The sequence below is a fragment of the Neobacillus sp. SAB-20_R2A genome (genome assembly GCF_049568635.1).
GTDB classification, from domain to species: domain Bacteria; phylum Bacillota; class Bacilli; order Bacillales; family Cytobacillaceae; genus Neobacillus; species Neobacillus citreus.
On record NZ_CP145895.1, the window covers coordinates 3,780,406 to 3,796,887 of the forward strand.

Annotated in this window: 16 protein-coding genes; 1 reads left to right on the top strand and 15 read right to left on the bottom strand. The window is 41.5% G+C overall.

Features of this window, described 5'->3' with window-relative positions:
• Positions 1 to 4: 4 nt before the first annotated feature.
• The 8 genes from V5M37_RS18310 to V5M37_RS18345 form a co-directional block, all read right to left on the bottom strand.
• Positions 5 to 1,465 (bottom strand): amidase, encoded by a 1,461-nt coding sequence (locus V5M37_RS18310; RefSeq protein WP_423798592.1) that lies wholly within the window; start codon positions 1,463 to 1,465, stop codon positions 5 to 7.
• A 21-nt stretch (positions 1,466 to 1,486) separates the two neighbouring features.
• Positions 1,487 to 2,728: a CaiB/BaiF CoA transferase family protein gene (locus V5M37_RS18315; RefSeq protein WP_423798593.1), complete on the bottom strand. Its 1,242-nt coding sequence runs from the start codon at positions 2,726 to 2,728 to the stop codon at positions 1,487 to 1,489.
• 21 nt (positions 2,729 to 2,749) lie between these two features.
• Positions 2,750 to 4,381 carry an ABC transporter substrate-binding protein gene (locus V5M37_RS18320; protein ID WP_423798594.1) on the bottom strand — a complete coding sequence of 544 codons (1,632 nt, stop codon included), beginning with the start codon at positions 4,379 to 4,381 and terminating at the stop codon, positions 2,750 to 2,752.
• A 48-nt stretch (positions 4,382 to 4,429) separates the two neighbouring features.
• A complete protein-coding gene (locus V5M37_RS18325; RefSeq protein ID WP_423798595.1) occupies positions 4,430 to 4,759 on the bottom strand; it encodes a thioredoxin family protein in 330 nt (109 codons plus the stop codon).
• 11 nt (positions 4,760 to 4,770) lie between these two features.
• Positions 4,771 to 5,748 carry an amidohydrolase family protein gene (locus tag V5M37_RS18330; protein ID WP_423798596.1) on the bottom strand — a complete coding sequence of 326 codons (978 nt, stop codon included), beginning with the start codon at positions 5,746 to 5,748 and terminating at the stop codon, positions 4,771 to 4,773.
• A 21-nt stretch (positions 5,749 to 5,769) separates the two neighbouring features.
• Positions 5,770 to 7,134 (bottom strand): phenylacetate--CoA ligase family protein, encoded by a 1,365-nt coding sequence (locus V5M37_RS18335; RefSeq protein ID WP_423798597.1) that lies wholly within the window; start codon positions 7,132 to 7,134, stop codon positions 5,770 to 5,772.
• A 237-nt stretch (positions 7,135 to 7,371) separates the two neighbouring features.
• Complete coding sequence (locus tag V5M37_RS18340; protein ID WP_423798598.1) at positions 7,372 to 7,527, bottom strand: hypothetical protein; 156 nt, start codon at positions 7,525 to 7,527, stop codon at positions 7,372 to 7,374.
• A gap of 136 nt (positions 7,528 to 7,663) precedes the next feature.
• Positions 7,664 to 8,431, bottom strand: coding sequence for a spermidine synthase (locus V5M37_RS18345; protein ID WP_423798599.1), 768 nt, complete (start codon positions 8,429 to 8,431; stop codon positions 7,664 to 7,666).
• 175 nt (positions 8,432 to 8,606) lie between these two features.
• Between V5M37_RS18345 and V5M37_RS18350 the strand changes: the two genes are divergently transcribed.
• Positions 8,607 to 9,083 (top strand): hypothetical protein, encoded by a 477-nt coding sequence (locus tag V5M37_RS18350; RefSeq protein ID WP_423798600.1) that lies wholly within the window; start codon positions 8,607 to 8,609, stop codon positions 9,081 to 9,083.
• A gap of 88 nt (positions 9,084 to 9,171) precedes the next feature.
• On the opposite strand, the gene V5M37_RS18355 is transcribed toward V5M37_RS18350, so the two are convergent.
• The 7 genes from V5M37_RS18355 to V5M37_RS18385 all read right to left on the bottom strand — a co-directional run bounded on the left by V5M37_RS18355 (position 9,172) and on the right by V5M37_RS18385 (position 16,326).
• Entirely contained in the window at positions 9,172 to 9,999 is an 828-nt protein-coding gene (locus V5M37_RS18355) for a formate/nitrite transporter family protein (protein ID WP_423798601.1), read from the bottom strand.
• 168 nt (positions 10,000 to 10,167) lie between these two features.
• Complete coding sequence (locus V5M37_RS18360; protein ID WP_423798602.1) at positions 10,168 to 11,277, bottom strand: cell division protein FtsZ; 1,110 nt, start codon at positions 11,275 to 11,277, stop codon at positions 10,168 to 10,170.
• An 89-nt stretch (positions 11,278 to 11,366) separates the two neighbouring features.
• Positions 11,367 to 12,296: an AEC family transporter gene (locus V5M37_RS18365; protein ID WP_423798603.1), complete on the bottom strand. Its 930-nt coding sequence runs from the start codon at positions 12,294 to 12,296 to the stop codon at positions 11,367 to 11,369.
• Positions 12,297 to 12,334: 38 nt separating this feature from the next.
• Positions 12,335 to 12,478: a hypothetical protein gene (locus V5M37_RS18370; RefSeq protein ID WP_423798604.1), complete on the bottom strand. Its 144-nt coding sequence runs from the start codon at positions 12,476 to 12,478 to the stop codon at positions 12,335 to 12,337.
• A gap of 26 nt (positions 12,479 to 12,504) precedes the next feature.
• Positions 12,505 to 13,797, bottom strand: a complete 1,293-nt coding sequence (locus V5M37_RS18375) for a CitMHS family transporter (RefSeq protein ID WP_423798605.1) — start codon at positions 13,795 to 13,797, stop codon at positions 12,505 to 12,507.
• A 242-nt stretch (positions 13,798 to 14,039) separates the two neighbouring features.
• On the bottom strand, positions 14,040 to 14,729 hold the full coding sequence (locus V5M37_RS18380; RefSeq protein ID WP_423798606.1) for a response regulator: 690 nt from the start codon (positions 14,727 to 14,729) through the stop codon (positions 14,040 to 14,042).
• Positions 14,719 to 16,326 carry an ATP-binding protein gene (locus V5M37_RS18385; RefSeq protein WP_423798607.1) on the bottom strand — a complete coding sequence of 536 codons (1,608 nt, stop codon included), beginning with the start codon at positions 16,324 to 16,326 and terminating at the stop codon, positions 14,719 to 14,721. The genes V5M37_RS18380 and V5M37_RS18385 overlap by 11 nt, the downstream gene beginning before the upstream one ends.
• Positions 16,327 to 16,482 lie beyond the last annotated feature (156 nt).

Genomic DNA, 16,482 nt, shown 5'->3' on the forward strand with positions numbered 1-16,482 from the left:
TCTCTTATCCCTCCACCACTTTGTGCTGTAACTGATTTAGATTGGGTTTTCTATCTTTCCATGGCTGAGCTTCTTCAAGCTGCCCGGCTATTTGGAATAATGTAGCTTCATCTCCAAACCTAGCGGCAAATTGCATCCCAATCGGCAGCCCCTCACTGCTCCAGCCTAGCGGCAGACTTATAGCAGGCTGTCCAGTGGTGTTAAACAGATTGGTAAATGGCGAGTAGGCCATCATTCTTTCAATCCATTGCTCCGCATCAAGACTAGGATCATTTGCATTAAGCTTGCCAATTGGCCATGGCAATTGTGCTATTGCTGGTGTAAGTAATAGATCATATTCTGTAAAGAATTGACCGGCTGTCCTTGATACAGAATTATTAATCTCAAATGCTTCCAATAAATCATAGGCAGTCAGGTTTTGACCGTACTGGTAAATAGCCCAGTTAGAGGCTTCAAGGTTTTTTGTCGAAGGAATTCGATTTAAACCTGCTTTGATTTTTTCCATGCTATGGCCAAGATTGGCTGACCAAATTCGCAGCGTAGCTAAAAGCTGCTGTTCCGCATTAATCACTGGCGAAGCTTCCACAAGCTCGTGCCCCAGGTCTTCACATACTTGAACCGTTTTATATAAGGCCTGCTTGCATTCTTCTTCGACTGGCGCATTGTTCCAAGGTTTATCAGTCCATGCAATCCGAAGCTTTTTAGGCCTCTTCTTCATTTCATTTAGGTAGAAAATAGCCGGATTCTCCACCCAGTTTCGGGCACCTGGATCCGCTCCCCCTATTGAATCCAGCAATGCTGCAGCATCCCTTACCGTACGGGTCACGGCAAATTCATTGCCCAGTCCATTTAAAATCTCTGGTCGATGTGGTCCATTTGGAATCCGGCCCCTTGTTGGCTTTAAACCGACTAATCCATTCACTGCTGCAGGCTGCCGGATGGAACCGGCCCCGTCATTTGCATGAGCGATTGGAACAATTCCTGCCGCGACTGATGCACAAGCTCCTCCGCTCGACCCTCCTGAACTTAAAGTTGGGTTCCATGGATTTCGAGTTGGACCGTATAATACGGATTCTGTAGAAAAATTAAACGCAAATTCTGGAGTTGTTGAAGTTCCTACTGTGACAAGACCCGTCCTGCGAAACCTTGCCATCAAATTGGTGTCTTGTGGCGTGCTCATTCCTTGAGCAAACCGGCTACCAAGCTGGACTGGAATCCCTTTTGCTTGCGCACTTGATTCTTTAATAAGAAATGGCACACCTGTGAACGGACCCTCCGGTAGACCCGCTTCGATTTCTTGGATTGATTCCTTTGGGAGAACACTTACGACAGCATTAATTACGGGGTTTAGTTTCTCAATCCCCTCAAAAGCTGCTTGCACCAATTCCTTGGGGGACACCTCCCCTGCATTTACCAAGGATGCCAAATCGGTTGCATCAAATTTCGAGTACTCATTAAAATTCATGGAACTTGTCACCTCATTTTTTTAATGCGTGGAGTTTATTATTTTAGAATTAAAGATAACCCCTTTTTCCCTTAACTGTTTGATTTCTGTCTCTTTAAGACCGAGTATGGATTGTAAAATTTGTTCGTTATGTTCCCCTAACTGCGGTTCAATTGGTGTATCGTCATTTCTTAGGCCGATTTCTTTCTCAAAGAATTTTATAGGCAGGTTCGGAAGCTTCACTTTCCCGAGGACCGGATGTTCTACATCGACCACCATGTTTCTGCCGATTAAGTGTGGGTCATGAATCAAATCTTTTCCGTTTTTGACCTCTCCTGCAGGAATGTGCAAATCAGCCAAAAATCTTAATACTTGCTCGGCTGTCCGATTTTTTGCCCATTCTGCAAAAATTTCATTTAAATAATCGAGGTTCGCTGCCCGTTTCTCAAGCGAAGGGATGTCATCCCCTTCAAATTCTTTGACAATGTCATCTCTTCCGATTCCTTGATAAACCTTTGTAAACCGATCATTGCCGGAAGCACAGACAATGACCCATTTATCATCACTTGTCTGAAAAGCTTCCCATGGCGCTCCAAGCGGGTCTTTATTTCCTCGGGCCATTAACGGCTCGCCAGTCATGCTGGTTCTGATGACTGTCTCTTCAAGAACAGAGAAAACACTGTCCATCATACTGACTTCAATTCGCTGGCCCTTCCCCGTCTTATTCCTTTCGATAATGGCACTTAAAATCCCGACCGTTAAATAAATACCAGACAATGAATCTGCCACTGCAGGCCCCGTCTTTAAAGGCTTTCCTCCCTCTAGGCCGTTTTGGCTCATCAACCCGCCCATTGCTTGGGCGATCCCATCAATGCACGGAAGATGTGAATACGGCCCATCACTGCCGAATCCATTTAATGAAGCATAGATGATTTTGGGATTCACTTCTTTAACGGCTTCATAGCCAATGCCAAGTTTGTCGACGGTTCCGGCTACGAAATTTTCCACAATGACATCAAATTCTTTAGCTAACTCTAGAAATATCTTCTTTCCTTCGTCACTCTTCATATTGAGGGAGATTGATTTTTTCCCTCGATTTAACATGTAGAAGTAACCGCTTACATCACCTTTAAAAGGAGGGATGGACCTAGAGCGGTCACCCGCTCCAGGCCTTTCTACCTTAACTACTTCCGCCCCTAAATCCTGCAGGATCAGCGTTGCATATGGGGCGGAAAATACCCAGCTAAGGTCCAGTACTTTAATCCCATCTAATGGTTTTGTCATCTCTTCATCGGCTCTCTTTCGTTATTTTTCAATCGTGACTTGATACATATTTTCTGCTCCTGTTGGATGAGGGAAGTATCCCTTCACGTAACTAGCCGTAACAACAGGCTCCTTTACTTCTACAAGCGGTACGGACGGAGCATCTTCATGGACAAGTTCCTGAACCTTTTTGTAAATCTTAGCCCGTTCGTTTTGGTCCATCACAGATTTTGCCTGCATCAAGAGATCGCTCACTTCATTATTCTGATAGAAGGTATGGTTTTGGGCTGCGCCCTTAACGGCATTATTTTTACTCAGCATCGAATATAAGAAATTATCCGGATCGCCATTGTCGCCAACCCAGCCAATCATTCCAATCATATGTTCACCCTTTCGAAGCTGGTCAATATAAGCCGCCCATTCAAGGGAAACAACCTTCACTTTAATCCCTGCTTTTTCAAGGCTCGTTTTCATCGCTTCGACCATTTTTACAGGCTGCTGCATGTAAATACGGGAATTGGATGTGACGGAAAACTGCAGCTCGAAACCGTTTGGATAGCCTGCTTCCGCTAAAAGCTGCTTTGCTTTATCGACATCGTATTCGTAATCCTTTACATCATTGTTATAAGCCCAACTTGAGGATGGCAGCATGTTCTTCACTGGTGCGGCTAGACCATAGTAAAAGGCATCCGCAATCCCTTTCTTGTCGATCGCATAGTTAATAGCTTGACGAACCTTTGGATTATTAAGCGGCTCTTTCGTATTATTGATCGACAGGTAGCCAACATTTAACGGCGGACGAAGGGTAATTTGGAGGTTTTTATCCTCTTTTACTGAACTTAAATCGGATGGATTTAAACTAACCATGATATCGATCTCGCCATTCTTTAAAGCTGTTAATCTTGCAGAGTTATCAGGAATTACCTTATAAATCAATTTATCCAGCTTCGGCAAACCCTTTTTCCAATAGTCCTCGTTTTTCACGAGGGTAACTGAATCATTTCTTGTCCAAGATTCAAATTTAAACGGTCCTGTGCCGACTGGATTTTCATTGATTTTAGCGCCATATTTTTTAATCGCCTCCGGGCTGATGATGCCAAACGCATGCATCCCAAGATTCGCTAAGAAGTTTGCCTGCGGTTTTGCCAGCGTAAATTGAACTGTGTTTTGATCAATAGCTTTCACTTCTTCAATCACACTTCCATCACCTTTAAAGCCGTTAAACATGCCGCGGTATACCGAGAATGTTCCATCAAACCGCGAAGGATTCGTTTTATCCATCATTCTTTCAAAGTTAAAGACAACTGCTTCAGCATTAAAATCTGTCCCATTTTGGAACTTAACGCCTTCCTGCAATTTAAACGTCCAAACCTTCCCATCATCAGAAGTAGTCCATTCCTTCGCTAATGCCGGCACCACATCCGTTGTTTTTTGATCGTACTCAACCAAGGTTTCATAGACGTTTTTCGTTACCCGCCATGTTTCAATTTCATTGGCGTTCTGAGGATCCATGGAATAGCTATCGGCCCCTCTGCCAAAAATCAATACTTGTTCTTCCTGTTTTTTGCTGCTTTTCGGTTCTTCATTCTTCTTAGAGGTTGTGCTGCTGCAAGCTGATACCAAAAGAGAAAGCACTAATACAATGGTTAATAATCCAAATTTTCTATTTCTCATTTTCTTTCCCCCAAAGATTTAGTAGGTTACAGCAAAACAGCATACAGCTTACAATTTCGCTTTGGCACCCTCCAGGAATTCTTCAATTTGTTCCTTCGTTTTTGAATCATTGCCGATGAATTCAGCAAGTGTCCGTCCGCTCTTGTAGGCCACTAAACTCGGAATCCCCATAACCCCGGCTTCAGCGCAAATGTCTTTGCGCGCATCTGAATCTACTTTATAAAAATCAAACTCTTCACGATTGTTTTCGATAATTTCGTCCATAAAAGTATCAATGAACCGACAATCCGGGCACCAGTCAGCTGAAAACAGCATAACCACCGCTTTTCCCCTATTTTTTAGCTCCTCAAACTGATCTATATTTTTGATGTTTTCCATTTCTATTCTCCTTACATGTTTTTATTTAAAACAGGCGCTTTCAAGCCTAAATTGAATACCTTATTGGCATTTTTCCAATAGAATTTCTCTCTGACGGAATCCTTTAAGGGCCAGGCTTCGATTTCACTAATGACATCTTTGATTGGCATACCGAGTGTCAGCCAATCACTGCCGAAAACAATTTTGTCCTGAATAAGGGAGTTTGCATAATACATGAACATGTCCCACCCCGTATTGGGCTCAGCAATGTATTTCGGTCTAAATGCGGAGGTATCAACATAAAGATTTTCATATTTTAATAACATGGCGATTAAATCTGGTACCCATGGCCAGCCACCGTGTCCGGCAATGATTTTTAAATTTTTGAAATCCATCAGCGGAGCTTCAAGATTTGACGGATGATCAAGAAAAACAGACGTCTGACGGTAATAATTAATCGAGCTGTGAATCCAAATCGGGATATTCAGTTCATCACAAAGGGCGTATAACGGATAATATTTCCGGTCATCAGCCTTTACCCCATGCTCGTATGGAGGTATCACCACTGCCTTATACCCTTGTTCGGTTATGGCTTTGCGGACTGTTTTCAGACTTCCGGTTCCCTTGTGAGGGTTATAACCAGCAAATCCTATAAATCTTCCTGGATATTTCTTTAATATTTCCGCCACATAATCATGATTGGCAGGCGACTCTGATCCGTCTCTTCCGTAATCCATATTGTGAATGGCATGGTAAACCACCCCTGACTCACTAAGCATGTTAAGAAATTTGTCCATTGAGAATTCTTCTTCAAGCTTGGCATAGACGTCCCGCATGACGGCGTCAACAGATTGCTGCTGAGCTTTTTGGAAAAATTCTTCTTTTGACATCCCTGCCAGCTGCGCCCACTTCTTTCCAAACAGCAAGCGGTATTCGGTATTATTAGGGTCAATTTCCTTTGGCTCTTCAAAAATAAATTCAGGCAATGTATTTGAACAATCAATAAACAATTCTTTTTTCCTCCTTGTTCTCTAGTAATTTTTTTCAAAAAGAGGTGTCTTGGTTAACGATTTCTCTAATGTACCAGGCTCACACCAAATGATTTTCGGTGTCAGTCTTGCCTCAGTATGAAGAGCATTCTTAATCCTAGCTTCCAATTCAGGTAATTTCGTTCTGTCAAATGCCGAGTTATACTCGAGTTTGATTTGCAGCGGCGGTACCACCCTTGGCGGAGGATTATTCAGAACGATTCTTAGTTCTCCTGTAATATCGGGAACAAACGTAGAAATGACTTTTTTAATCGCCGAAGGGTAGACATTTGCCCCTTTTACAATAAGCATGTCATCGGCACGCCCCACAAACTTGATTCTTCTTCCTTTAAAACCGCAACCCGGACATTCACTCGTGAACACCTGAATGACATCACCAGTTGCGTAACGGATTCTTGGAAGCCCTTTCAAATTTAGCTCTGTTGTCACCCGTTCCCCAATCACCCCATCATAAATCTCTAGTGGCTGTTTTGTTTCCGGGTCGATTAAATCATTCGGGAACAGGTTTAGGTCAGGTGCTACACAGTGGATGCCATGATACTCATCCGAATCGCAGGAAAATCCTAATTCCCCCAAATAATCATAGATTCTACAGCCATAGGCCTCTTCAATTCTTTTCTTCACCTCAGGTACTCCAACGCCGATTTCACCAACTGTAAAAATCGCCTGTAGGCCAAGGTTTCGTACATTCCATCCTTGTTCTTCCGCCCGACTAATTAAATGCTCAGCCAAAGACGGGGTCATCATGGCACCAGATGGCTTTGTCATCATCGCATATTGCAAGATCGTCTTGCTCCCTGCTCTTACGTCCACGTCAATCGGCAATACCCCCTGAGAACGGACCCCAAATAAAATGGAAGAAGTTGCGTAAATACCTAAAGAGTGACTGAATAACAATCTCTCACCAGCATGGATGCCTCCATATTCGAGCATGTGCCGGATATAGCGGTTTAAAAACTCAATGTCTTTCTGAGTGAAGCTATAAGTAAAAGTGGGAACTCCAGATGTTCCGCTTGTGGTACCGGTAAAGACAATGTCATCCGGTGAACTGCATAAATGCATCCCAAACGGGTGGCCGAACCGCTCCATGGAATCCTGCTGGCTGATTCTTTCAGCCACCTTATCCATGAAAATTGGCAGATTCTGATAGTCTGAAAATGTACGAATATCATCTGGTGAAGCACCAACTTCGATGAATTTTCTTCGATAATATTCTGAATTTCGGTACACATACTTTAATTGCTGCCTAAGTAAACCCTCTTGATATGCCTTTATTTCTTCTTCTGTCATCTTGTTAAAAATAGGATTTGTGTACGTTACCTTACTTGCTTTCACTTTTGTGAGCATCATTTCACTCCCCTGCTATATTGTGTAAAATCCGGTAAGTGTTTTTTGTATCTTTAAACTATTCTGTATATTTGGATTATAATAGGATAATAGACTGGTGAGAAATATGAGTATTTAATAGGGGGTATAAGCAACGCTTATGAGTGGGTGCCTTTGCATGAAAATAAGACCACAAAAAAGAACCTCCTTGGGCTTGGCCAAAAGAAGGTCCTTTCCTTAGATGGTTAATTTACTACATTAAGCACAAGAAAATGCTTGGGAAATACAATCTGAAATACAACTTAATGTAGATGGACGGGCGCCTAGCAAGCTACCTAGTAGGAATGCTACAACTAATACAAGTCCAACAACAATATCACCAAGTGTCGGACAAGCAGGAAATGCTGCTGCCATGGATAATCCCCCCTTTTTCTCTTATTTATAAGGAAGTTTGGATCCTCCTTATATTAGACAAGCTATGTGGAAAGGAGCAGATTCGTTCTAGTTAAAAAACATATTTTATTATTTCTGTATATTATTTTAACAACAACTAATTACCCGCAATCTGAATTGGGACAGCCTCTTGCGGGGTATAGTCCTCCAGAATGCTCCGACTTGCAGCAAATATAATGTTTTGCTTCGAAATCTTTTTGGGATTTGGCGCAAACACCCTCACATAAGGATAGATACTAGAAATTGTTGAATATAATGTATGCAATAATTTATCATGTTTTAGTTTTCCAATATAGTTCATGATTAAGATTCCTTCGTCGGATAGCTTTTCCTTTGTTAAAGTAAAGAACTCCTCGGTTGTTAGTTGGGTTGGAACCTCATCGCTGCTGAATGCATCTATAAAAATGAAATCCTGTGAATGATTCTTTTGTTCCCTTAAAAGAACTTGTCCATCGCCGATTTCCACATTATTACCCGAATGTCCAAAGTACTCCTTCGACACCTCAACAACCACCGGGTCGATTTCCGCCGTGACCACATATTTATCGGAATAATAAGAGCTCACAGTGCCAATTCCATGTCCAATAATATATCCTTTTCCAAAATCCGGCAGATAATGATCAATTAAATCCACTGTAATGCGAATATATGCAACGGCCAGATCATTTGGTAACTCCAAGTTCATGACTCCTTGGCTGGCATTGGACGAAAACTGCAACATCCGAAATTTCCCACACTTTCCTTCGTATTCAGTTCGCTCTGTAACATAAATCTTTTGATAACTGCTAAATGTCTTATAAACTATTTTTGAACCATAAAAGGGAAGAAGTAATTCCAAATCATCATTTCCATTTAAATAATTCATCTATCCGCCTCCATAAGCATGTTTCTATAGAATATTCATTTGTACTTATCGCGGAATGAATAGATAGCATAGAGACTAATAAAATAGAAAACTTCTTCGATAATGGTTATTTACACACTTCATTTTTTTAAAATAACATATGATAAAGTAAATTTTTGGATAAAGGGGTAATATTATGGATGATAATGTAGCGGAAAATAATAATAATTCTGCTGGGATGAATGTGGATTTGGAGAAACTCAAGAATTTAACGGGCACTTTAGGAAACCAGCTTGATATGAATTCTCTTATGCAGATGGCAACCACGCTTCTTCTAAAAAAAGATTCGCCTTTAAATTCTATTGCTGGACTTGGCAATCTTAAACTCCCTGCATCTTTAGCACCTGTTAAACAGGAAAATGCAGAGACAACTGCTATATCTCAAAGCCAGGAGAATAACGCTGATGTGGTTACAGAATTACAAAAAGCAAATGAAATACTATTCTCTCTAAATAAAAATTTGGAGAATATGGCCAACGTGGTTTTAGAACTTAAACAACAAAACGAATTACTGTCTTCTATGGCTCAAAAATTGAACAATATCTCTATCAAAACTTCAAGATTATACAAACAAATAAAACGAAAAAATCAAAATAAAAAAATAGAGCCCTAATGCGGTGAAGCGGCGAACCTCCTCGCCGCTTTTTTTCGTAAATAGCTCGTTTCAACTGCCGGGATCAGCCCCCCGGTGCTTCACCGTGTTAATATCTGCTTCCACTTTTCATTATTGGCTGCACAATCGCTTTCCCCTTTAGGTGATCTTCCTTTTGCTTGTAAGAATGATAGTATGCCATGGCGATAAATACGACACCGCCAACGGCATTCCCTAAAAATACAGGAACAAAGTTATGTAGATATTCGATCCAAGAAAATTGCCCGGCAAAGATGGCTGCAGGAATGACAAACATATTGGCTACCACGTGTTGAAAACCGATGGCAACAAAGGTCATGGTTGGAAACCAAATGCCAAGGATTTTACCTGCCATATCCTCCGCTCCATAAGAAAGCCATACAGCAGCAGCTACAAGCCAGTTGCAGCCGATGCCGGAAAGAAAGGCTTGCAGGAAAGACGCCTCCAGCTTATGCTGAGCGATTTGAATAGTTTGGTTCATGTACGGTCCCGTTTCCGTCAAACCTGTAAGATGTCCAAAGAAGTAAGCAACAAACACAGCTCCAACAAAATTACTAAGTGTCACAAGTGTCCAATTCAATGCAACCTGCCTAGTCGTAACCTTTTTCGCAAACCTCGCCAAAGGCACCGCCATCATATTCCCAGTTAAAAGCTCGCCTCCTGCTAGTAAGGTAAGAATAAGGCCTATCGGGAAAACCGATGCGCCTATTAAACTGCTAAGTCCCTGCAGTTCGACAGGCAAAGGTGCTGTCACTCGGATGAAGAGCAAATAGCCTAAGGCGATAAACGCTCCTGCTTCAAAGCCTAATATCATAGTTTGCAAAGGTGCATACTTCGTTTTCTTTCCCCCATTTTCAACGGTAATTTCCATGATTTTTTCCGGTTTACTGAACGCCATAGCATATTAACTCCTTGTTTACAGTAAAGTATGTGAAAGATTTAACATACTTTATTTTACACCTACTCTTTTAGTTACATTGTGAACGTTTTTTAAATATATCGGGTTCTATTCGGCACTTTCTCATAAAAAAGACACCCCCTTTCAAAGGGGATGCCAAAATTAGGCTTACTTCTGATACTTTGACAATTTAGAGGTTACTCCCGAAGACTTTCGTTCAGGTGGTTTTGCTTTCAGATTGGAAGCCCAGGAAACGGAGGATTCATATCTCTCAGCATGTTCCTTCTTGACGAGATATTGCAGGCGCTCTTTGTTTTTCTCCAGTGATTCCTCCAAGGATTGCATGCGGCGCCTCGGGAAAGACAACCCTGCCAAAATTGTCGTAATCGTCGGATCCCCTTCTGTTATATAGGTTCCCTCAAATAGCTCTAAAGGCTCCCCAATCCCCTCAAAAATAGAAGGCACATTAATGAGTTTCGTGACTGTCTCCGGTCCTTCATATATAAGTCCTGCACGAATGACCCCGACTGTATCAACAGGGCAAAAGATGGAGGTTGCCCAAGAGCGTTGAATGCTTTCGGCCACTTCTGCCGTCGTCTCCGCATTAGTAACGGGTGCCGACGAAATCAACGTTACTCCTCTTGTATTGAGGATATTCATCAAATCCGTTTCATCAAAATTGCCGTAAAATGAACTCTTTTGTGTTACTTCCAGGACATGGCTGATGGCCTCCATAACCTGATGGTTGGACTGAAGATAAACTTGTTGCTTGCTTGATTGCGGATTTACTTTCCGCATTTGATCGTTATCCACTAGAAATACGGAAGAAATGCCTTCAATTTTGGAAATCTGCTCAATGCATTCAGCCGCATTGATTCGATTCCCTGCCAGCACATTCCGTTCAGGAACAACCGCAATTGCCCCGATGTTCATACCCGGCAGCTGGTCTAATAAAATATCAATTAACAGCGGACTCATTCCCGACCCAGTTCCACCGTCCGTCGAGAAAGCAACTAATAACAGTTTGACGTTTTTAAAGGATTTTTTAACAAAGTCAATCAGTTCCCGATAATGTTCGTGAACCGCCCGTAATCCGACTGAACGGTCCTGCCCTGCGCCATTATACCCGGGGACAAAATATTTCTTTTCAACCTTTGTATTGACTGCCCCATCACGTTGATTAGTGTTAATAAGGGCAGTTTGAAAGCCCATCGTCGTTGCTATTTCAGCGATATTTCCACCTGCTTGACCTACCCCCAAGATGCCGATTGATTTCACCTTATCGCCTCCTTATCTACTATGAAAATATTCATTTTTTGCAAATTTAGACTTATCCATTGAAAAATTGGCCTGTCTAATCAGTCCATTTAAGCCGCAAAAATGAGTTTCGATAGGTAAACGACAATGGCAACGGTAAAACTGCTGATAATGGTCGTTAACAGTACCGCTTGCGAGGCATATTCCGGATAATTGTCATACTCGAGAGCAAGCAGGGAACTATTTCTCGATGTCGGAAAAGAACTGGCAATAAATAATGCCTGTGCAGTAATCCCTTTAAGACCAAGTACCGTGATAACGAAAAAACCAACAATTGGCGAAATAATCAACCTGCCTATGACAATCCAAACTATGGGCCGGGAAATGTGAGTAATTTTTAAATACGCGACCTGTGCACCTAGTGTAACGAGTGCAACCGCTAAAAAGGCGTTCGATGCATTTTCAATTGGCTTCCAAATATAAATGGGAATTTCCACATGAATCCATTTCAACAATACGGCCAACAATAGAGCGTAAATCACTGGTAGCCGCATAATTTTCCGCAAAACTTCCATCCCGCTGCTCTGAGCAGAAACACAGTTATATAAACCGTAAGTAAATGTGAGTATGTTTTGAAAAATCATGATGATGATTTGGATGGACATGGCGATTGGATTCCCGGCAAAAACCATTTCGCTTACCGGCAGACCGTAATTTCCGGAATTGCTTAAAACCATACTGTTTTTAATCGTTGAAGACAGCTTGCGGTCAAATTTGTTCGCTTTTGCAATTATCATACTGATAAGAATTAGAATAAAGTTAAACAGCATTAAAAAGCCTAAAGTCTGACTAACGACCGCATTCGGCAACTTGCTCTGATAAATATTGACGAAACAAACTGCCGGTAATAAGAAATACACTGTCAAAGTTGACAGTGTAGATAAATTTAACTTAACAGTCCGCTGCAAGATGGCACCTGCCACGATTAACACAAAGATCGGGAAAATGATATCCAGCAAAATATGAAACAATATATTCATTGAAAAACCTTCTCTCTCGATAAAACCAAAAATCCTGTTTATTCTTTATCGTTATAATAAATCACCTCAGAAAGAAATTTGCAACCGGCTACATTGCCAAACGCTTCCCTTGCTTCCTGCTCAGAATAAAATTCATACATTGAGACATTATTTTTTCCTAAAAAGACGGTAATAATCCACATATTGAATCCTCCAGCCTATTTTTCTATTAAAAAGGAATAATGCCTAAAACAATTGCAACGACGATCATCACCAATGTCGAGCCGCACGCCCATTTTAGAAATGTACGCTGCAGGTCGCCGAAGTCTTCGCCAACCATACCAACTAAGAGGTAGGTCGAAGGGACAAGAGGGCTTAATAAGTGAACAGGCTGTCCTAACAATGATGCCCGTCCAAGAAACGCCGGGTCGATTCCATATACACTTGCTGCTTTAGCAAGCAATGGCAGCACCCCATAATAGAAAGCATCATTGGACATGAAAAAGGTTAAAGGTGCACTAATAATCGCGGTAATAACTGCAAAATGTGAACCTAGAAAATCCGGAATATAGGAAATCATTGTAGTTGCCATGGCATCTACCATTTTTGTACCTGTCAAAATACCTGTAAAAATCCCTGCCGCAAACACCATTGAAACAACCGATAAGGCATTGTCTGCATAGTTAGCAATTCGTTCCTTTTGTTCGCTTATGCGTGGGTAATTCATCGAAATCGCAATTGCGAATCCAAGCATGAACAAGACTGTTGTTGGAAGCCATTCTTGGATTAGTGCTACTAATAGAGTAATCGTCAGAGCATAGTTGATTAGAATTAACTTAGGACGTTTCAGGTAGGCAGCCTCTGAAGTTGCAGCTACCATATTGCTGGTGCCAGGATCGATTTCGAGGACGCCGACCCGTTTCCGCTCTTTTCTTCCAAGCACGAAGGCCATTAATAAGACGAACACGATTCCGCCCGCCATACTTGGGATTACCGGTGTAAAAATATCTGACATTTCCATATGCAAGGCAGTCATCGCTCTTGCTGTCGGCCCGCCCCATGGAAGGAGGTTCATTACGCCTGAAGCCGATACGGCAATTCCGGCAAGCGTTAATGGTCTCATGCCAATCCGTTTATACAATGGCAACATCGCTGAAATCGTTATCATATAAGTGGTCGTCCCATCCCCGTCGAGAGAAATCAATAGGGCAAGGACAGCCGTTCCAATCGCTACTTTGACTGGGTCCCCTTTTACCACTTTCAAGATTGTCGAAATGATAGGATCAAACACTCCGGCATCAATCATAATCCCGAAAAACAGAATCGCAAACAGAATCATAATTCCGGTTGGCGCAACACTTTTAATCCCCTCTAGCGCCATCGGCCCCATTTCCTTCCCAAAGCCGCCAATCAATGCAAAAATAACAGGTACAACGATTAGCGCCACCATAGCAGGAAGACGTTTTGTCATAATCAATGTCATGAAAATAATAATCATTAAAAATCCTAAAATAGCAAGCATTGTAGTCACCCCTTTTGTTTGTAAATTAAATATAATCAAAATATTCTGGGGTGAAAACGTTACCAAAATAAAGTTCTTAACGTAATTTAAGTTGATTTTGTACATATTGTTCACGGGAGGGGGATTTTTCCATAAATGAAAACTCGCCGATTGGCGAGTCCGCGAGGACGGTTCATGAGGCGTAGTTGAATTTATACTTTCTTATTAGCTAAGAAAAAGGAAGGCAACCTATTCGCCTTCCTTTATGATACTGGATAATATTTTCTTTCCGGCCTTCCGACAATTCCGTAGACCACTTCTGCTTTTAACTCCTGTTTGGAGGAAAGATACTCTAGGTATCTTCGTGCCGTAATCCGGGAAGCGCCGATTTCTTTGCCGACTTCCTCTGCAGAGAGTCCCTCTTTCTTTACCTTAAAAACGACTTTTACCTTTGCCAGTGTAATTTCATCAATGCCCTTGGGCAGCCCAGTACTTTTTCCCTCTTGTTCTGCTTTCCCATTTCTAAATAAAAGGTCCACATAGTTCTGGTTGATTTCCTGAGCAGAGGAAAGCAATGTACGCTTTTTGATATACTCTTGAATGACTTCATCAAATCTTTCTTTGTTTACCGGTTTGATTAAGTAATTTTCAACCCCATAGTTTAAGGCTTTTTCAAGGAATTCCTTATCCGTTGCCGCAGTAATCATGATAATACTAACCTTCGGAAATTTCTCACGTACAGCGGGAAGAAGATCCGAACCCAGCATATCTGGCATATAGACATCAAGGAGGAGTAAATCAGGATTTTTCTCCTCCAACAAACGAAGTGTTTGTTCTCCATTCAATGACTTTCCTGCTACTTCTATTTCTTCAAATTGATTTAAGAATTTTTCATGCATAGCAGCGATTCGAAAGTCATCTTCGGCAATAACCGTCTTGATTTTATTCAACATTCTCATCTCCTTGCAATTTCTTTGGAAGATAAACGGTAAAAATGGCTCCGCCATCGGGATTGCTTTGTGCCTCAATGATTCCATTCAGCTCCAGCACGGCCTCTTCCGCATTCGACAGGCCAAATCCTCGCGGTTCCGAACCTTTTTTAGAGGAGTAGCCCCTTTCAAAGAGGAGTGGTATATCAGCCTCATCAAATCCTTTACCGTTATCCGAAATTTCAAATATGATATCGCTGCCGATATCTGTCCCAAAAAATTTTACAGCCGGATCAACTCTGCCGTATACAGATTCAAAAGCGTTGTCAATTAAGTTTCCTAGGATGACAATAAGGTTAGAAAGCTTAATATGGGAGGGCAAAGCTTCCAAATAACTGTCCGAATTAATCTCAAAGGTTATTTTCTTTTCGGAAGCTTTCCCTAATTTCCCTAATAAGATAGCTTGTATTTTTGTATCCTTAATTTGATTAAATACAACCGAATTCTGAAACTGAAGTGCCTGGGTTTCGCCTTGAATCATCTCGATGGCTTCCTTGTATTCCCCAAGCTGCAGCAAGCCCAGTAAAAAGTAAAGTTTATTGGTAAATTCGTGGGTCTGGGCACGAAGGTCCTCCGAATACCTTTTTACTTCAGATATGGTATTAATCATTTGCTCAATATCCGTTTTGTCCCGAAATGATGCCACAACGCCCTTTATGCCGTTTTCATCTACAATTGGCGTACAATTTACGATGACGGTTTTATCATTCCAGACCATTTCCTTGTCAGTTTGCGAGTTACCTGTTTTTAAAACTTCATATAAATAGCTGGAAGGAAACTGTCCATCCACTTTCCTATTTCTAACAGATCCTTGCATCTGAAGAAGTTCTTTCGCCTGTTGGTTCATCATGGTGATGTAACCCTCTTGATTGATTGCTAGAATCCCTTCTTTAACAGAATGGAGGACTGCGTTTTTCTCCTTATAAAGGGTGGCAATTTCGTACGGCTCCAGTCCCATCGTATCCCTGCGGATATTCCGGCCTAGCAGAATACTACCGATGAGCGAAATGAAAAGTGCAAATAAGGAAACAATCAGTACTCTTCTTAAGTTACTGGTAATTTGTTGATTGACATCTTCGAGGAGAAAGCCAACAGACACGATCCCGATAATCTCTCCCTGCTGGTTAAAGATAGGAGATTTACCCCTTATCGAAGGCCCGAGCGAACCCTTAGCCTTAGAGATATAATACTCCCCTTTTTCAAGGGCCCTAGCACTATCCCCTCCGGTCATCTTCCGGCCAATTTTTGATTTGTCAGGATGCGAATATCGTATCCTATCGTTATTCCCAATGACGACAAACTCAGCTCCAGTTTCTTTCCGGATTTTTTCAGCAATCGGCTGAATGGTTTTGGAAGGGTCACTCGACTGAAAAGCATCGATAATGGTCGGTATATAGGAAATCGTTTTCGAGATTTCCAGTGCCAGCCTGCCTTTGTTTTCCTCAATTTGCTTACTTTCCGTATAACTATAGAAGCCAGTCAATAACAATATCAATATAAGGCTAAGAATCAGAACCAACATGAATATTTTGGTTTGAAGGGAAACTTTGATGGTCTTCATGATGCACACCCCCTTAAAAAATCTCTTTTTACATTATAGCTTCTAAATATAGATTTTTCTTTAAAAACTAGCAAATTCATATTTTCTGTTAGTTTCTAATTTTCAGCGACCTCTTGGATATTTTTTCTACATAACACAATTGTTATTTCTATGAAA